This is a genomic window from Streptomyces sp. B3I8 (assembly GCF_030816915.1).
In the GTDB taxonomy this organism is placed as follows: domain Bacteria; phylum Actinomycetota; class Actinomycetes; order Streptomycetales; family Streptomycetaceae; genus Streptomyces.
Genome location: NZ_JAUSYN010000002.1, coordinates 67,253 through 84,955, shown reverse-complemented (window position 1 = coordinate 84,955; position 17,703 = coordinate 67,253). Strand labels below are relative to the sequence as shown.

The following is a 17,703-nucleotide window of genomic DNA, read 5'->3' as shown; positions in this document are numbered from 1 at the left end:
CCGGGGCCATGCCCCCCCGTGACGCGATGCGCGGTGGCCGTCGGACGCGGCGCCTCAGACGGTCCTGACGGTGGCGCCGTCCCCCTTCAGCGCGGCGACCTCGTCGGCGGGGGCGCTCGCGTCGGTGACGAGGAGGTGCACGAGGGAGGCCGGCCCGACGTGGGCGTGGGCGGTGCGGCCGAGTTTGCCGCCGTCGGCGGCGGCGACGACCCGGCGTGCCGAGGCGATGACCGCCTTCTTCACGGCGGCCTCGTCGAGGTCGTAGGCGGTCATCCCGTCGGCCGCGGACAGACCGCAGCAGCCCAGGACGGCCGTGTCGAAGCGCAGCGCCGACAGGGAGGCGAGGGTGAGGGGGCCGGTGAGGGCCCCCTCACCGACGCGGGGCCGCCCGCCCGGGACCAGGAGCGAGGTCGGCTCGGGGGAGTCGCCGAGAATCCCGATCGCCCGCAGGGACAGGGGCATCACGGTCACCTGCCGCCCGCGCAGCAGCCGTGCGACCTCCAGTCAGGTCGTGCCGCTGTCCAGCAGGACGGTCTCCCCGTCGGTGAGGAGCGACGCCACCTCTGCCGCGATGCGGCGCTTGGCGGTACTGGTTCACCTCGGGCGGCTCACGTGACGCGGCCAGGCCCGCCCTTCCCCTCACCGTCCGCTACACCGCCACCCGCACCTCCCGGGGCTGACGCACCGGCCGTCGCCCGACCCGTACCGGCGCCGGCCACGTGCGGCTGACGGTGAGGGCGCTCGGCGCGCGGGAGTGGGAAGTTCACCCGGCCGGGAACTCACGGCCGTCCCGGTCCGACTACTGGGGCGGAACCTCTCACTCCGCCGACGCCCCTGCGCAAGGAGCCCGTATGTCGCTGAACCGGCCGGTCGCGGCCGCCCTGACCGCCGCCCTGTGTCTGCTCACGGCGGCGTGCGGCTCCTCCTCCGGCGGAGATGAGGAGAGTACGAGAGCGGACGGGGCCGCGGGTGCCGGGTCCGGCTATCCGGTCACGCTGGACAACTGCGGACGCAAGGAGACCTTCGAGAAGGCGCCCAGCCGGGTCGTCGTCATGAACGGCGCCTCCGTCGCGGAGGTCTCCACCCTCCTCGCCCTCGGCCTGAAGGACCGGATCATCGCCAACCAGCAGAGCTGGGGCATGTCCGAGGTCGCCGGCCGGGCCGCCGCCGTCAAGGCACTGCCCACCGGTGACATCAAGCTCAACGAGGCCTCCGACATCCCCCGCGAGGCCATGTTCGGACTGCGCCCCGACCTCGTCCTGTCCGTCACCACGTACGGCTTCGACCAGAAGAACGGCTTCGCCACCCGCGAGCAGCTCGAACAGGTGGGGGCCCACACCTACGTCTCCCCGCAGGGCTGCGACGACGACCCCTCCAGGATGACCGTCGCCGACAGCTACCGGCTGCTGCGCGACATGGGAAAGATCTTCCACGTCGAGAACCGGGCCGAGAAGCTCATCGCCGCCTCCAGGAAGCACATCGCGGCGGTCTCCCGGAAGGTGGAGAAGGCGGCAGCGAAGAGGGGGCAGGAGAAGCCGAAGGTCATGGTCCTGTTCTCCGACATGGCCATGGGCAACAACGCCTTCAGCTCGGTGTTCGCCCGCGGCATCGTCAACGACATCCTCGCCCGGGCCGGCGGCACCAACGCCTTCGAGGGCGCCGCCACCACCCTCTTCGCCGACCTCAGCAAGGAGAAGGTGGCCGCCACCGACGTCGACGCCGTCGTCGTCCTTGGCTTCAACGATTCCGACCCGGCGGCGTACGCCAGGAAACTGTTCAAGGAGTTCCCCCAGTGGCCGGCCGCCAGGAACAACACGTACGTGACGCTGTCCGACTCGATGTACCTCGGCCCGAGCAACGACCTGGCCGTGGAGAGGGTCGCGAAGCTGCTGCACCCCGACGCGTTCTGAGCAGGGTCAAGGTCCCGCTGGCCTTCGTACTCCTGCCCGTCCTGCTGGTCGCCGTCATGATCGTGGCGATCAGCGTGGGCGCCGTGAACGTCCCGCTCGGCGACGTGTGGGGGATCGTCCTGCACCACGTCACCGGCCTCGGAGCGGCATCGTCCGACCCCGCGCTCGACCAGATCGTCTGGAACTTCCGCACCCCGCGGGTGGTCCTGGCGGCTCTGGCCGGCGCGGGCCTGGCCGTGACCGGCGCGGTGCTGCAGACCGTGGTGGCCAACCCCCTGGCCGACCCCCTCGTGCTGGGCTTCTCCTACGGCGCCACGCTCGGCGCGGTCCTCGTCCTCACCCTCGGCGGGGGCGCGGCGGTGGCCGGGCTCGGGGTGTCCGCGGCGGCCTTCGTGGGCGCGGTGGCCGCCGGCGCCCTCGTCTTCGCGCTCGGCCGGAGCCGGGGGCGGCTGGCCCCGACCCGGCTGGTCCTCGCGGGCGTCGCCGTCGGCTACGTCTTCCTCTCCGCGACCAGCTACGTCCAGCTCCACGCGACCCCCACCGAGCTGCGGACGGTCATGTTCTGGACGCTGGGCAGCGTCGCGGGCGCCCAGTGGGACCAACTGCCCACGGTCACCGCGGTGGTCCTCACCACGACCGTGCTGCTGACCGGGTTCGGCCGCCGCCTCAACGTGCTGCTGGCCGGCGACGAGTCGGCCACCGCGCTCGGCACCGACGTCAACCGGCTGCGCGCCGTCCTGCTGGTCCTCACCGCGCTGCTGACCGGCACGATCATCGCCGTCGCCGGCACCATCGGTTTCGTCGGCCTGATGATCCCGCACCTGGTGCGGCTGACCACCGGAGCCGACCACCGGCGCCTGCTGCCCCTGACCGCCCTGCTGGGTGCCGTCTACCTGGTCCTCGTCGACCTGCTCTCGCGCACCCTCGACCGCCCCGAGGAACTGCCCCTGGGCATCCTCACCGCGCTGCTCGGCGCCCCCTTCTTCCTGTGGCTGCTGCGTCGCGACAAGGGACTGGACTGACCGCATGGGAGACCCGATGGAAGAGCGCATGGACCTCACCGTCGACCGGCTCCACGTCGTCCTGCGGCGCCGGCCGATCCTGCGCGACGTCAGCCTGGACGTCCGCACGGGCGACGTCGTCGGCCTCGTCGGCCCCAACGGCAGCGGCAAGTCCACCCTGCTGCGCACCGTGTACCGCTCGCTCCGCCCGGCGGACGGAGTGGTCAAGGTGGGGGAGGACGACGTCTGGGAGCTGTCACCGCGGACGGCGGCCCGCCGTACGGCCGCCGTCCTCCAGGACCCCGGGGGCAACACCACCGGGCTGACCGTCGCCGAGATCGTGGCCCTCGGACGCGCCCCGCACCACGGACTGCTCGGCCGGGACGGGCCGTCGGACCACGAGGCCGTGTCCGACGCCATCGACCGCTGCGGGGTACGGCCCCTCGCCGACCGGGAGTTCGCCTCCCTGTCCGGCGGCGAGCGCCAACGCGTACTGCTCGCCCGGGCGTTGGCCCAGGAGCCCGGACTGCTCGTGCTGGACGAGCCGACCAACCACCTGGACGTCCGGGCCCGGTTCGAACTGCTCGACCTGATCCGCGCGACCGGCGTGACCACCCTCGCCGTCCTGCACGACCTCGATCTCGCCGCCCGCCTCTGCGACCGCCTGGTCGTCCTGCACGACGGAGCCGTGGCGGCGGCCGGCCCCGTACTGGAGGTGCTCACCCCGGACCTCCTCGCCGATGTCTTCGGCGTCCGCGCGCACACCGAACGCCACGCCGACGGCGTCGTCCGCCTCACCTACGCCGCCCGGCCCCTCGCACACGATTAAGGCCTGTTGCGAAGTCCCGTCGTCCGCCCGCGGGGCAGGCGGGACTTTCGCAACAGGCCTCAGGCGGGTTGAGGGGTCAGCCGCCGTGGCGGACGACCCGGGTGGGGACGGTGACACGGCGGGCGGCCGGCGGGGCCGCGTCACGGTGTTCGAGGCGGTCGATGAGCAGCCGCGCGGCCTGCCGGCCGACCTCGTCGGCGTCGTACGAGACGAGGGTCAGCGGCAGACCGAGGACGTCGGAGAGGTCGAAGTCGTCGAAACCGGCGACCGGCAGAGTGACGCCCGCCTTGTACAGGGCGCGGATCGCGCCCTGGCTGATGCGGTTGTTGGTGCAGAACAGCGCGGTGGGCCGCTCGGCCTGCCCGAGCAGTTCGACGGTGGCCCGCTCCGCCGCGGCCGAGTCGACGAGGCCCTGGCGGATGAGGGCGTTGTCCGGCTCGATGCCGACCTCCTCGTGCGCCGCCCAGAACCCGCGCAGCCGTTCGGCTCCGGTGTAGAGCGCCGGCGGATTGCCGAGGAACGCGACCCGGGTGTGCCCGTCGGCCAGGAGGCAGGCGGTGGCCTCGCGCGCGCCGTGGAAGTCCTCGACCAGGACGCAGTCGGTGTCGAGCCCGGCGGGCGGCCGCGCCGCGAAGACGACCGGGACGTGCCGCATGGCCGCGACCAGGTGCTGCTGCCGGCTGCCCGCCGGGACCACGATCAGCCCCTCGACCTGGTGGTCGACGAGCCCGTCGATGAGCTCCGGTTCCCGGTCGGGCTGCTCGCCGGAGTTGCTCAGCAGCATCCGGAAGCCGTACTCCGTCGCGATCTCCTGGACGCCGAGCGCGAGCCGTGAGTAGAAGGGGTTGGCGAGGTTGGTGACGACGAGGCCGATCATCCCGCTGCCCCCGAGGCGGAGACTGCGCGCCGTCTGGTTGCGGCGGTAGCCCAGCCGGTCGACCGCCGCGAAGACCCGCTCACGCGTCGCCTCGGACACGCCGGGGTCGTTCTTGAGCACGCGCGACACGGTCATGGCGCTGACCTTCGCGAGCCTGCCGACGTCCTGCATGGTCGGCACGCTGCCCCGGCGAGCGGTCATCCCCCTGCCCCTTCCTCCGTCTGCCCGCCCCGGCGCCCCGGTCCTCACGGGGTGTCGTCCGGTGCGCCCTGTGCCCAGCGGGCGGCCCCGGTCAAGGGGGCCTCCTCGGGATGCCGGGCCGGTCGTACGGGTACGTCCGGTCCGCCGGCCGAGGCCAGCCCCGCGGTGAGCGCGGGGTGGATCAGGTGCCACGAGCGGGCCATGGAACCGCCGATGACCACCGCGCCTGCGCCGAAGCGGTCGATCCAGGGAGCCAGGGCCAGTCCGAGTGCCTCGAAAGCGTAGCGGAACGCCTCGGCCGCGGCGGCGTCGCCCTTCGCGGCGAGGGCGGCCAGCTCCCGGACGTCGGGGAGGGGGCGGCCGTCCGCCACGGGGGAGAGGCGCGCGTAGTGGCCGCGGATGCCGCGGCGCGAGACCGTGTCCTCCAGCGGCCGGCCGTGCACCGTCAGCCGGTGCACATGTCCGTGCGGCGGGACCAGGGGCCCGGTGTGGACGGGGCGGCCGGCGGACAGGAACGAGGACCCCACACCCGTGCCCAGCGTCAGGCACACGACCCGGTCGTGCCCCGCGGCGGCACCCGAGTCGTACTCGCCGAGCGCGAACGCGTCGGCGTCGTTGAGGAAGCACAGCCGCCGCGCACGGCCGGGCAGACGTGCGCGCAGCCCGGCCCCGACGTCGACGCCGGACAGCGACTCGAACTTCCCCACGCCGGTGAAACGGCCGACGCCGGTGGCGTAGTCGAACGGACCGGGGATCGCCACGCCCCAGCGCGTGCCGTGCCCGGCGGGCAGTGCGAGGGCGGCCCGGGCGACGGTGTCCAGGAGGTCGCCGGCCGCCGCGTGCGCGTCGAGCGGCGCGCGCAGCACCGCGCCGGGGACGGGCGCGCGGGCGGCGGGGTCCACGAGCGCGGCGGTGACGTGCGTACCGCCGATGTCGAGAACCGGCACCGGCACCGAAGCCGGGGCCGAGGTCCGCCCGGCGGGGGTCCGTCCGTTGGCGTCCCCGGTCACGGTTCCACCACCAGGGCCTTGACGATCCGCACCTCGGCACCGCCCAGCGCCCGGACACGGTACGCGCCGACCGCGGCGGGCACGGTGAGGGTCTCGGCGAAGGCCAGCGTGTGCGTGCGGCCGTCGTGCGTCTCGACGACGGCGCCCTCGCCCGCGGCGACGTTGAGGATGTGGAAACGGCCCGCGGTGTCGTCGGGGACGGCGTGGCCCGACGCCACGACGAGGCGGTGCACCGCGTAGAACATCTCGGGCAGCGCGCCGATGACCTCCTCGCGCCACCCCTCCCCGTCGCGCAGCGTGCGCGGCTGCTGGACCAGGTCCTTCGTGACGTCCGCCCCGCGCCGGGCCGGGTCCAGGTTGGCGAAACCGTGCGCGTAGGGCAGCGGGCGGGAGGCACCGGCGGCGTCCCTGCGCAGCCAGTCGTAGAGCCGCAGGGAGTACAGGTACGGCGTCGCGCTCACCTCCAGCACCAGGTTGCCCGCGCCGGAGGCGTGCGGGGTGCCCGCCGGGATCATGAACAACTGTCCCACGTCCGCCGGGTGGGACTGGACGTACTCCTCGACGGGCAGCGGTGTGCCCTCGGTGATGGATTCCTCCACCTGGTGCCGCATGGTGTCGAGGTCCGCGTGCTCGGTGAGACCGAGCAGCACCCGGGAGCCGTCCTCCCGCGCCGTGACGTAGTACGTCTCGTGCTGGGTGTACGGCCAGCCGAACACCTCCCGCATGTACCGCTCCCGCGGGTGCAGGTGCAGGGACAGGTTGCCGCCGCCCATGGTGTCGAGATAGTCGAACCGGATCGGGAAGGACGTGCCGAACCGGCGGTGCACGTCCTCGCCGAGCAGATCCCGGGGGTGCTCGACGCACAGGAGCTGGAACGGGAGCTCGACCTGTGCGCCGCCCCTGTCCCCGACCAGTACGCCCGCCTCGGGCGCGATCAGTTCGTAGCCGAGGGCGGTGTTGCCGGCCTGCGGGGTGAAGCCGAGTTCGCTCGCCGCCCACTGGCCGCCCCACGGTGTGGAATTGAAGTAGGGACGGGTGCGCACCGGGCCCCGGGCCAGGTGCGCCAGCGTGCCGCGCAGCGCGGTGCCGTCCAGCGAGGCGGGGCGGGCGGGGTCCTGCGTGTCGATCCACTGGTCGACCCGGCCCGCGAGCGTGTCACGGTGCCGGTCCTGCACGGGCCAGTCGGTGTAGAACAGGCGCACGAGATCGCCGGGTCCCGCGGGTCGCCCCAGGTTGACGCCGACCGGCAGCTCGCCCCGGGACACGGCGGCCTCGGCGTACCGCTTCGGCAGGTCCGCGTACCACAGCACGTCCGGCCCGCACAGCGAGGCGCCCGGACCGTACACGACCAGCACTCCGTCCCCGGAGGGGCGCACGGGGTGCGGAACGGCGTCGAAGAGGTCCTCGATCCGCGCCGTGGACAGGGGTGTGAAGAACGGGTCGTCGGCGGGGACGGGGCGGGCGGCGATCCGCTCCCCGGCCGCCGGCGCGTAGTGCGCGCGGACGTCCAGCAGGTCCACCGCACGGCCCGCGGCGCGCACGGCGCCCGCGAGACCGTCGGCCAGTGCCGCCCAGTCGAGGGCCGCGGGGCCGTCCACCGCCAGGACCAGCGGGCCGGGCGGCAGCTCAGCGGCCGGTGCGGACCAGCCGGCGGTCACTTCCCCGGCGGCCGGCGGGTAGCTGGGGAGGGGGTCGTACGAACGGGACACGGGCACAGCGACTCCTTGCTCGGCTCCACGAGGTCAGTTAACGATAACAACGCTTGGCCGGGGATGTCCATGGAGGTTGTGTCGCTTTTCCCGGAGGGGTGAAAGCTTGTGACCATGCATTTTGTCTGACCCGGCTCGTCTGGACAGATTCTCTTCGCCCTGAAGTCTTGCTACCGCCGGAATGGTGTCGTTAACCTCCACGCAACACGTACCGGGCAGCTCCGGGATGTTCTCCGGTGGCACGCGCCCTGTGCTTCACATCCGGCCACGCAATGGCCCGATTCCGTGAAGGTGATCAATGTCAGCATCGGGCAGGACCAGCCGTGCGGCGGCGCCGCTCGCCCGGCGCCGCTTCCTCGCCGGGGCGGCCGCCGGTGCGGCCGCCCTGACGGCGGCGGGCTGCGCGCGGGGCACAGCAACGTCCGCGCAGCCGGGGACCACGAGCATTTCCAACGACAACGCCACCTGGGACGACGGGTACCGCGCGGCCGGCCGTGAACTGAAGAAGATCACCGGCTACTCGCTGCGGCCGCTGTCCAACCCGTCGGTCACCTCCTACCAGCAGGTCGTGCAGATGACCCTGCAGACCTCGAAGTCCTCCGACCTCGTCAAGTGGGCCTCCGGCTACCAGCTCAAGCGCCTCGCCCGGGCCGGCGGACTCACCGACCTGGGCGGCGTCTGGAAGGGTTACGCGGACAAGGGCTGGGTCCGCAGCGAGTCCCGGGACGCCTTCTCCTACCGCGGCACGGTGTACGGCATCCCCCTGTACGAGTCGTACTACGTGCTCTTCTACAGCGTCCCGGTGTTCAAGAAGCTCGGACTCTCCGCCCCGGGAACCTGGGAGGAACTCCTGCACTGTGCCGAGGTGCTCAAACGGAACAAGATCACCCCGTTCCTCGCCAGCCAGGTGGGCGGCTGGCCCGCGATCGAGTGGTTCCAGGAACTGGTCAGCAAGACCGACCCGCACTTCTACCAGCGGCTGGCGGCCGGCCAGGCCTCGTACACCGACGAACCGGCCCGCCGGGCGATGGACCTCTGGCACGACTTCATGCGCAAGGGCTGGATGACACCCCCCGACTTCGACCAGGCACGCGGCCCCGGCGCCCTGAAGGAGGGCACGGTGGGCATGTTCCTGCACGGCACCTGGCAGTCGGCCGGCATGGCCGCGGCGGGCCTGAAACCGGGCACCGACTACGGCGCCTTCATCCTGCCGACGGTGCGCCCCACCACCGCGAAGAGCGTGATCGCCGAGTCGGGAGTCTTCGCCGTCCCCAGCCACGCCTCCTCGCACACGGCGGCGATGGCGAACATCGCGTCCTGGCTCGACCCCTCCGTCCAGCGCGTCTGGAGCGACTTCCTCCAGGACAGCTCGGCCAACCCGACGGTGCGCTCGAGCAACCCGGTGGTGGCCGCTCTCCAGCGGGACATCGCCCGCGACCACCGGCTGCCGCTGGTCCGCTACTGGGAGGCCGGCCCGCCCAGCCTCATCCAGGGCAACACCGACGACCTCGGCGGATTCATGGCCGGACAGACCTCCCCGGCCACGACACTGCGCCGGATGCAGGACCGCGCACACGACGAATGGGCCGCCTGGAAGCGAGACGAAGCATGAGCACCTCCCTGACGGACCGACACCCGCCGACCGCGGCCGGCGGTACGGCGGCACCCCGGCGCACGAAACGGCGCACGCCCCTCGGCGGCTCCCGGCACGGTCTGCGCGAACGCCTGATGGCGGGGGGCTTCATGGCCCCGGCCGTCCTCCTGGTCGCGCTGTTCCTGCTGGCCCCGTTCGTCTGGACGATCTACCGCAGCTTCTTCGGCGACTCGCGGACCTCGCCGTTCAGCTGGTTCGACAACTACACGCTGTTCGCCTCCGACCCGGCCCTGTCCCGCTCCATCGAGAACACTCTGCTGTGGGTGGTGGGCACGGTCGCGCTGCCGTTCGTGCTCGGCCTCGCCATCGCCTGCCTGACCGACTCCAGCCGCTTCTCCCGCCTCGCCCGACTGTGCGTCGTCCTCCCCTACGCCCTGTCGGGATCCGCGGTGGCGGTGGTGTGGAACTTCATGCTCACCACCGACGGCGCCGTCAACCAGGTCCTGACCAACCTGGGACTCGACTCCCTGGCCCAGGGATGGCTGCTGACCTGGCCCGGCAACACCCTCGTCATGATCCTCGCCAACGCCTGGCAGGCCACCGGCGTGGCCGTCATCCTCTTCCTCGTCGGACTGCAGTCCATCCCGCCCGAGACCCTGGAGGCAGGCGCCCTGGACGGCGCGACCGGCTGGCAGCAGTTCCGCCACATCGTCCTGCCCCAGCTCCGCCCCGTCTCGATCATCGTGATCGGGATGAGCCTGGTCAACGGACTCAAGTCGTTCGACCTCATCTGGGTCCTCACCCAGGGCGGCCCCGGCCGGGCCACCGAGACGCTCGCCGTGTCCATGTACAACGAGACCTTCCTGGAGCTGCGGCCCGGCGCGGGAGCGGCGATCGCGGTCGTCCTCACCGTGATCGTGCTGGCGGCCTCCTGGCTCTACCTGCGCCGCCAGCTCGACGTGAAAGGCGTGTGACCATGTCCCTCGGCCGCGTTCTGCGCAACACCACCCTCGCGGTACTCGCCCTGCTGTGGCTGGTCCCCACCTGGCTCCTCGTCGTCAACGCGCTCGTCCCCGCGACGAGTTACTCCGGCAGCCCGCACTGGCTGCCCCAGGACTTCGGGCTCTTCGACAACATGTCCCAGGCCTGGGACAAGGCCAACCTCGGACCGGCGCTCGGCAACAGCCTGGTGTACGCCGTGGTCAGCGCCGTGGCCGCCGCGGTGCTCGCCGGCTTCGCCGCCTTCGCCACCGTCGTCATGCCCGTCAGACGGCAGGCGGTGTGGTTCTGGGTGATCTACTCCGGCACCCTGCTGCCCCTCCAGGTCTTCCTGCGGCCCCTGTTCCTGTCGTACGCGCACACCTCCCTCTACGACACCCAGTTCGGGCTCGTGCTGATCTACACGGCGATCGCGATCCCGTTCGCTTTCTTCGTCATGCGCAACTACACCCTGACGCTGCCGCGCGAGGTCGTGGAGGCCGCGCGCATCGACGGCGCGTCCTGGTGGCGGGTGTACTGGCAGATCCACGTCCCGCTGACCCGGTCCGCCATGATCGCCGTGTTCGTGTTCCAGTTCGTCGCGGTCTGGAACGACCTGATGTTCGGCATCACCATGGTCACCAGCCGCAACATCCGGCCCGTCATGGCCGCGCTCGCCGATCTGCAGGGCAACTACTCCAACGTCGGGCCGCCCGTCGTGCTCGCCGGCGCCCTCCTGGTCTCCCTGCCGACCCTGGTGCTGTTCTTCTCCGCCCAGCGGTTCTTCGTCAGCAGCCTGAAGATCCACCGCTGATCCCGCACACCCTTCTCGTCCTCGTAGCATTCCTCCTCGTCTCAAGGGACACATCGATGCCGCGCTCACTGCTCCTCCGTGCCACCGCCCCCGTGCTCTGCGCCGGACTGCTCTGGACCGCCGCCCCCGCCCACGCCCAGGACACCGCGCACACCAAGGGCTCGGAACCCGCCCGCCCCGTCTCCTCCGGCACCTGGGCCGACCGCGCCACCGGCGCCTACCGCGCACTGCAGGACAACCTGTACCAGGGCCCCGGCAGCCACGGGCTGTACCTGGAGCAGACCCCCCGGCAGGCCACCGACCAGGAGCACTCCTACCTGTGGCCGTTCCGCGAGGCCGCGCAGGCCGCCGTGGACATGCAGGAACTGCCCGGCACCGGGTCCGCCTACCGGCAGGACGCCGCCGAGCGGTTCGACACCGCGCAGCTCTACCACACCGGCGGCGAGCGCCCCGGCTACGCCTCGTACCTGCCCGCCCCCCTCGGCGGGGGCGGTGACGTGTACTACGACGACAACGCCGTCGTCGCCCTCACCCAGCTCGACCAGTACGAGGCCACCGGCGACAAGCGCCTGCTGAAGCGGGCCGAGCAGGTCGTGCCCGTCGTCTCCCGGGCGTGGGACGACGACACCGCCAAGGCGTGCCCGGGCGGCATGGACTGGTTCGACTCGCCGAACAACACCATCCGGGCCACCAACGTCACCGCCCTGTCGGCCCAGCTCGCCGCCCGCCTCTACACCCACACCCACGACCGCGCCTACCTGGACAGGGCCGAGCAGTGGTACGGCTGGGTGCACTCCTGCATGCGCAAGGCGCCCGGCCTGTACGTCAACGACCGCGGCGACGACGGCAGCACCAACGAGACCCTGTGGACCTACAACTCCGGCGCCATGATCGGAACCGCCACCGCGCTCTACCGCGGCACCGGCGACACCACGTACCTGAAGAACGCGGTGGAGGACGCGACCGGCTCCCTGGCGTACTGGACCGAGGGCAGCAGGCTCCACGACCAGCCGGCCGTCTTCAACTCCTTCTACTTCAAGGACCTCCTCGACCTGGACGCCGTCCGGCACGACCCGGCCTACCTGAAGGCCATCAGCGCCTACGCGGACAGCACGTACAAGTCCAACCGGGACCCTGCCACCGGGCTGTTCCGCTTCCAGCCCTCCAACGGCGGCGACTACGACCCGGCGGCACCGGCCGCGACCCTCAACCAGTCGGCCATGGTCCAGATCTTCGCCACCCTCGCCGAGACCACCCACCAGCCCCGTCGCCACGCCTGACGCGTCGCCGGCACGCCTGACGCGACGGACCGTGCCACCGCACTCCCGCACCCTCGAGGCAAAGGACCCCACGCACCATGCCCAAGCCACCGCTCACCCGGCCCTCCTGGTGGGACGCCGACCTCGCGCGCGACCTGCTCAAGGAGCGCGTGGCCACCACCGCCGACCTCGGCGGCGCGCGGGTGCGGCTGTCAGGCGAGCCCCTGCTGCGCCACGACGACAGGGGCGGCCTGCTGCAGTCCGTCCGCCTGGGGGTGACCCACCCCGACGGCACCCGCCTCGCCCGGCACCTCACCACCGCCCGCGTCACCACCGCCGGGGGCACCCCTGTCCACTGCGCCCTCCTTCCGGGACCGGACGGCGACACCCGCCTTCTGGTCCCGGAGGTGGACGCGCCCACCACCCTGCTGATCGAACTCCCGGAACTCGAAGAGGGCACCCACCTCACCTTCGAGGCGCACCCCCAGCGCCACTGGACCCTGCACCTGGTCCAGCACTCCCACCTGGACATCGGCTACACCGACCCCCAGGGCAGGGTGATGGCCGAGAGCCGCGCCTACCTCGACTCCCTCCTCGAACTGTGCCGAGACACCGACGACTGGCCCGACCCCGCCCGGTTCCGCTGGGCCGTCGAGGGACTCCACTCCTTCCAGGACTGGCGGGCGCACCGGCCCGGCCGCCAGGTGGAGAACCTCCTGGACCGGGTCCGCGAGGGGCGCGTCGAACTCACGGCCCTGCCGTTCAACCTGCACACCGAGACCTGCTCCACCGACGAACTGCACGAACTGCTGCGCCCCATGGCCGAGTTGCGCGAGCGGCACGGCATCGACGTCACCACGGCCATGCAGACCGATGTGCCCGGCCAGGTGGTGGGGCTGCCCGACGTCCTCGCGGACCACGGCATCCGCCACCTGTCCGTGGCGCACAACTGGGCGGGCCGCGCCGTGCCCCACCTCGTCGGCGGGGAACACCTTCCCCGGCTGTTCCGCTGGCAGGCGCCGAGCGGCAACAGCGTCCTGGTCTGGCGGACCGACACCCCGCACGGCCTGGCCTACATGGAGGGCTCGATCCTCGGCTTCGACGAGTCCTACGACCACGTCGACGACCTGCTCCCCGCCTACCTCAGCGCCCTGGCCCGCCACCCCTACCCCCACCAGGGGCGCGGCATCCCCGGCTTCCCCGCCCTCGACCTGCCCGGCACGGCCGACCCCTACCCGTGGGACGTCCTGCACCTGCGGGTGCTCGGCAAGTTCGCGGACAACGGCCCGCCCCGCCGCGTCATCTCCGACACGGTGCGCCGCTGGAACGAACAGTGGGCGTACCCGCGACTGCGCGCCTCCCGCAACCAGGACTTCTTCGAGGACGCGGAGAAGCGCGTGGGGGACCGGCTGGAGACCTACCGGGGCGACTGGACCGACTGGTGGGTGGACGGCGTCGGCGCCGGCGCCGTCCCGCTGGCCGCCGTCCGGCGCGGACAGGCCGCCCTCGCCGAGGCGCAGACCGTGGCCGCGTACGCCCACCTGAAGGGCGTACCCGAGAGCGCGGCCGTCACCGCGCGGGCCCCGGCCGTCTACCGCTCCGCCTCCCTGTTCAACGAACACACCTGGGGCGCGGGCGACCCCTGGACCCACGGCGAGCACGGCCACGGCTCCGGCGAGAAGCAGTGGCACTGGAAGTACTCCCAGGCCGTGCGCGCCCACGACGACGCCGAGACCCTTCTGGACGCCGCAGGCGCCCTGCTCGGCGAGGCCTTCGCACCCGGCCCGGACGCGCAGGCGTCCTTCTACGTCGTCAACACCTGCGGCTGGCCGCGCACCGAGACGGCCCGGCTCTTCCTCCCGGAGAGCACCGTCGCGCTCGGGGACGCGGTCCGGGTCCTCGACGCCCGCACCGGCACCGCCCTGCCCTTCGCCGAGGAGGCGCAGAGCAACGACCGCCACCGCGCCGCCGGCCGCTTCCTGAACGTGCCCGTCACGGACGTCCCGGCCTGCGGGGCCGTACGCCTCGACGTCGTCCCCGCCGCCGAACCCGTCGCACGGGGCGAGGAGAAGACGGAGCCGACGACACCCGCCGACGCCACCGTTCTGGAGAACGCCCACCTGCGCGTCACCGTCGACCTGCGCCAGGCGTGCGTCTCCTCGATCACCGACCGGGCCACCGGCCGCGAACTGGTGCGCCAGGACGCCGTGGTGGGCTTCAACGGCTACGTGTACGACGAGTACGCCACGGCCGGCGGGTTCAACCACCAGTCCAGCAAGACCGTCGCCGACGACTCGATGCACCTGCTCGCCTCCCGCAGCACCGCCCCGCCCGCCGCGCTCGTCGAGCGCACCACGGACGCCACCGGACAGACCCTCGTCTACGAATGCGCCCCGGCCGGCACCCGCAGACTCCGTACGACGCTGCGCCTGCCGCACGACGCGGCCCGCCTCGACATCGAGAACCGCGTCGACAAGACGGCCACCCTCACCAAGGAGAGCGCCTTCTTCGCCTTCCCCTTCGCCCTCGACCACCCCGCCGTACATACGGAGGCCACCGGCGGTGTCCTGGGCGCCGACCGCGAGACCGTGCCGGGCTCGGCGGCCCACATGCGGGCCGTCCGGCGCTGGATCAGCCTCAGCGACGGCACCCACCACGCCGCCCTGGCGACGGCCGACGCCCCGCTCGTCCAGCTCGGCGGCATCGCGATCCCTTACGTGCCCTATCCGCAGTCGCTGCCGAGGGAGGAACCGGCCACCGTCTTCTCCTGGGTGCACAACAACATCTGGGACACCAACTTCCCCGCCCAGCAGGCGTTCGACCACGTCTTCCGCTACAGCGTCGGCTTCACCACGGCCGAGGGACACCCCTCGGTCCACGCCGCCCGCGTCGCCGCCGTCACCAGCCACCCCCTGGTGCCCGTCCGCGCCCGCGCCGCGACCGGTGGCGACTCCCCGGCGTGGACACAGTTCCTCGGCCTGGACGATCCCCGGGTACGGCTCGTCGGACTCACCGTCCCGGCCGACGGCCAACTCCTGGTGCGCCTTCAGTCGGTGGCCGACACCCCCGTCACCTGTCGCCTGCGCACCCCGTTCCCCGTGGCCCGCGCCGCGCACACCACCTACCTGGGCCGGGCACCGCGCGACCTCGCCCCGGAACCGGACGGCGCGATCCCGGCCGACCTCCCGGCGCTCGGCACCGCGGCCGTCCTCCTGCACCTGTCCCCGGCCGGCACCGGAAACGACGGCTGACCCGCCCGGCGCGCTCCCGCGGCCGGTATGTGCTCCGGCCCAGGGGAACGTCCGAATCCGTGTGCTCCGGGGGATCGCCCCCTGCCCGCGCTCCGCCCTTCACTGGGGGAGACGTCGGGCAGGGAGGCAGGAGGACAGGGATGCGGCAGAAAAGAACCGTCACGGCCGACGGCGGGAGCACGCGGTGACCGGGCCGAGGCCGCTGGACGAGGACGCCTCGGCCCTGGGCGGCTTCTGCCGCTGGCTGGGGGTCAGAAGGGGGCTGCGCTTCTCCGACTACGGGCAGCTCCACCGCTGGTCGGTGACCGATCTGCCCGGCTTCTGGTCCGCCGTGCAGCAGTACCTCGGCGTGCCGTTCCGCACCGCCTACCAGGCTGTGCTGGAGGAGGACCTGATGCCGGGGGCCCGTTGGTTCCCCGGCGTCCGCACGAACTACGCCGACGGACTGCTCAGGGAAGGTGACCCACGGGAACCGGCGCTGATCACTGTCCGCGAGGACGGCACCGCTCAGCCCCTGGCCGCCGGTGAGTTCCGTCGCCAAGTGGCCGCTTTCGCCCGCTCGTTGAACTCCCTCGGCGTCGCTGTGGGCGACCGCGTGGCCGGTTGTCTGCCCAACAGCGCAGAGTCGGCGGTCGCCTTCTACGCGGCCGCGAGCATCGGCGCGGTCTGGGCCTCGGTCGGCTCGGACTACGCACCGGAGGCCGCGGCGGCCCGGCTCGGCCCGCTGGCCCCCAAGGTGCTGATCGCCGCCGACGGCCACCGCCACGCCGGCGTCGACCGCGATCGCGGACCGGCCCTGACGGCGCTGCGCGAGGCGGTCGGCCCCGCACACACGGTCGTCGTGCCCCGGCTGCGCGCCACGGTGCCGTCCGACTGCCTCGACTGGCGCGAACTGACCGCGGGCGAGGCCGCCCTGGAGCCCGTGGCCCTGCCGTTCGACCACCCCCTGTGGGTGCTGTTCTCCTCCGGGACCACCGGCGTCCCCAAGGGGATCGTGCACGGCCACGGCGGCGTCCAGCTCGAGATGTACAAGACCCTCGCCCTGCACTGGGACCTCGGCCCCGGCAGCCGGCTGCTCTGGGCGACCTCCCCGAGCTGGGTCGTCTGGAACCTGCTCGTCTCCGCGCCGCTGGTGGGGGCCACCGCGGTGCTGTACGACGGCAGCCCGACCCACCCCGACCCCACGGCCGTGTGGCGGGCGGTGTCCGCACACCGGGTCACCCACTTCGGGACGAGCCCGGGCCTGCTCGCCGCCTGCGAGCGCGCGGACGTGTCCCCGGGCCGGCTCTGCGACCTGTCCGCCCTGCGGCAGATCATCGCCACCGGCTCGCCCGTCCCGGCCCGGGCCCACGCGTGGGTCACCGCCCGGGTGGGCGACCACGCCCCCCTCGTCCCCGTCAGCGGCGGCACGGACGTGGTGGGAGCCCTCGTCGGCGGCGCGCCCACCGTCCCCGTGGTCCCCGGCGAGATCTCCGCGCCCTGCCTGGGCGTCGCCGTCGAGGCCTGGGACCCGCGCGGGCGGCCGCTGGTCGACGAGGTGGGCGAACTCGTCGTGACCCGCCCGATGCCCAGCATGCCCCTCGCGCTGTGGGGCGACGCGTCCGGGGAACGCCACCGGCAGGCGTACTTCGCCACGTACCCCGGCGCGTGGCGGCACGGCGACTGGATCACGCGCACCGAACGCGACTCCGTCGTGGTCCACGGCCGGTCGGACGCCACCCTCAACCGCAACGGCGTCCGCATGGGCAGCGCGGACCTCTACGCGGCCGTCGAGGACCTGCCCGAGATCGGCGAAGCCCTTGTCATCGGGACCGAACTGCCCGACGGCGGCTACTGGATGCCCCTCTTCGTCGCCCTGCGCGAAGGCGCCGTGCTCGACGACGCCCTGCGCGACCGCATCCGCCGCGAGATACGGCACCGGGCCTCGCCCCGGCACCTGCCCGACGAGATCATGGCGGTGCCGGCCGTCCCGCACACCAGGACCGGCAAGAAACTGGAGGTCCCGGTCAAACGCATCCTCATGGGCGCGGACCCCGGCACCGTCGCCGCGCCGACCGCCGTGGACGACCCCGCGGCATTGGAGTTCTTCGTACGGCTGGCGAAGCACCGGGCACGGCGCGCGTGAAGCGGACGGGCGCGGCGGGTACGGCCGCGGTAGGTACGGCCGCGGTAGGTACCGGCCGTACTCGGGGCCCCGTGGCCCCGGAGCGGCCGGCTGCCCTACGGTGACCGGTGACTGGTGGCAGGGCGGCCCGGCTCCGGGGGTATCG

12 protein-coding genes and 1 pseudogene are annotated in these 17,703 nt (G+C 72.8%); 9 read left to right on the top strand and 4 right to left on the bottom strand.

Annotation, left to right across the window (positions count from 1 at the left end; translation table 11 throughout):
* Window positions 1–54: 54 nt before the first annotated feature.
* A pseudogene (locus QFZ64_RS02600) lies at window positions 55–585 on the bottom strand (DeoR/GlpR family DNA-binding transcription regulator); the annotation flags it as partial.
* Window positions 586–851: 266 nt separating this feature from the next.
* Here QFZ64_RS02600 and QFZ64_RS02595 point away from each other — a divergent pair.
* Genes QFZ64_RS02595 through QFZ64_RS02585 form a run of 3 tightly spaced genes read left to right on the top strand, consistent with a single transcriptional unit; the run spans window position 852 to window position 3,740 of the window.
* Window positions 852–1,910 (top strand): ABC transporter substrate-binding protein, encoded by a 1,059-nt coding sequence (locus QFZ64_RS02595; RefSeq protein ID WP_307061871.1) that lies wholly within the window; start codon window positions 852–854, stop codon window positions 1,908–1,910.
* Between the two features lie 32 nt (window positions 1,911–1,942).
* Complete coding sequence (locus QFZ64_RS02590; protein WP_307071541.1) at window positions 1,943–2,932, top strand: iron ABC transporter permease; 990 nt, start codon at window positions 1,943–1,945, stop codon at window positions 2,930–2,932.
* 28 nt (window positions 2,933–2,960) lie between these two features.
* Window positions 2,961–3,740, top strand: coding sequence for an ABC transporter ATP-binding protein (locus QFZ64_RS02585; RefSeq protein WP_307071540.1), 780 nt, complete (start codon window positions 2,961–2,963; stop codon window positions 3,738–3,740).
* Between the two features lie 76 nt (window positions 3,741–3,816).
* Here QFZ64_RS02585 and QFZ64_RS02580 read toward each other — a convergent pair whose 3' ends face one another.
* The 3 genes from QFZ64_RS02580 to QFZ64_RS02570 are packed head-to-tail and all read right to left on the bottom strand — an operon-like array spanning window position 3,817 to window position 7,543.
* Complete coding sequence (locus tag QFZ64_RS02580) at window positions 3,817–4,818, bottom strand: LacI family DNA-binding transcriptional regulator (RefSeq protein WP_307061869.1); 1,002 nt, start codon at window positions 4,816–4,818, stop codon at window positions 3,817–3,819.
* A gap of 44 nt (window positions 4,819–4,862) precedes the next feature.
* Window positions 4,863–5,765: an ROK family protein gene (locus QFZ64_RS02575; protein WP_373430720.1), complete on the bottom strand. Its 903-nt coding sequence runs from the start codon at window positions 5,763–5,765 to the stop codon at window positions 4,863–4,865.
* 59 nt (window positions 5,766–5,824) lie between these two features.
* Window positions 5,825–7,543 (bottom strand): class I mannose-6-phosphate isomerase, encoded by a 1,719-nt coding sequence (locus QFZ64_RS02570; protein ID WP_307061865.1) that lies wholly within the window; start codon window positions 7,541–7,543, stop codon window positions 5,825–5,827.
* A gap of 292 nt (window positions 7,544–7,835) precedes the next feature.
* Here QFZ64_RS02570 and QFZ64_RS02565 point away from each other — a divergent pair, with 292 nt between their 5' ends.
* The 6 genes from QFZ64_RS02565 (at window position 7,836) to QFZ64_RS02540 (ending at window position 17,558) form a co-directional block, all read left to right on the top strand.
* Window positions 7,836–9,149, top strand: a complete 1,314-nt coding sequence (locus tag QFZ64_RS02565) for an ABC transporter substrate-binding protein (RefSeq protein WP_307061863.1) — start codon at window positions 7,836–7,838, stop codon at window positions 9,147–9,149.
* Window positions 9,146–10,105, top strand: a complete 960-nt coding sequence (locus tag QFZ64_RS02560) for a carbohydrate ABC transporter permease (RefSeq protein WP_307061861.1) — start codon at window positions 9,146–9,148, stop codon at window positions 10,103–10,105. The genes QFZ64_RS02565 and QFZ64_RS02560 overlap by 4 nt, the downstream gene beginning before the upstream one ends.
* Before the next feature lie 2 nt (window positions 10,106–10,107).
* On the top strand, window positions 10,108–10,923 hold the full coding sequence (locus QFZ64_RS02555) for a carbohydrate ABC transporter permease (protein WP_307061859.1): 816 nt from the start codon (window positions 10,108–10,110) through the stop codon (window positions 10,921–10,923).
* A 56-nt stretch (window positions 10,924–10,979) separates the two neighbouring features.
* Window positions 10,980–12,203 carry a glycoside hydrolase family 76 protein gene (locus QFZ64_RS02550; RefSeq protein ID WP_307061857.1) on the top strand — a complete coding sequence of 408 codons (1,224 nt, stop codon included), beginning with the start codon at window positions 10,980–10,982 and terminating at the stop codon, window positions 12,201–12,203.
* 77 nt (window positions 12,204–12,280) lie between these two features.
* The gene (locus tag QFZ64_RS02545; RefSeq protein WP_307061855.1) at window positions 12,281–15,433 is read left to right on the top strand and encodes a glycoside hydrolase family 38 C-terminal domain-containing protein; all 3,153 of its coding nucleotides are present in this window, start codon (window positions 12,281–12,283) and stop codon (window positions 15,431–15,433) included.
* Between the two features lie 184 nt (window positions 15,434–15,617).
* On the top strand, window positions 15,618–17,558 hold the full coding sequence (locus QFZ64_RS02540) for an acetoacetate--CoA ligase (RefSeq protein WP_307061853.1): 1,941 nt from the start codon (window positions 15,618–15,620) through the stop codon (window positions 17,556–17,558).
* The last annotated feature ends 145 nt before the right edge of the window (window positions 17,559–17,703 follow it).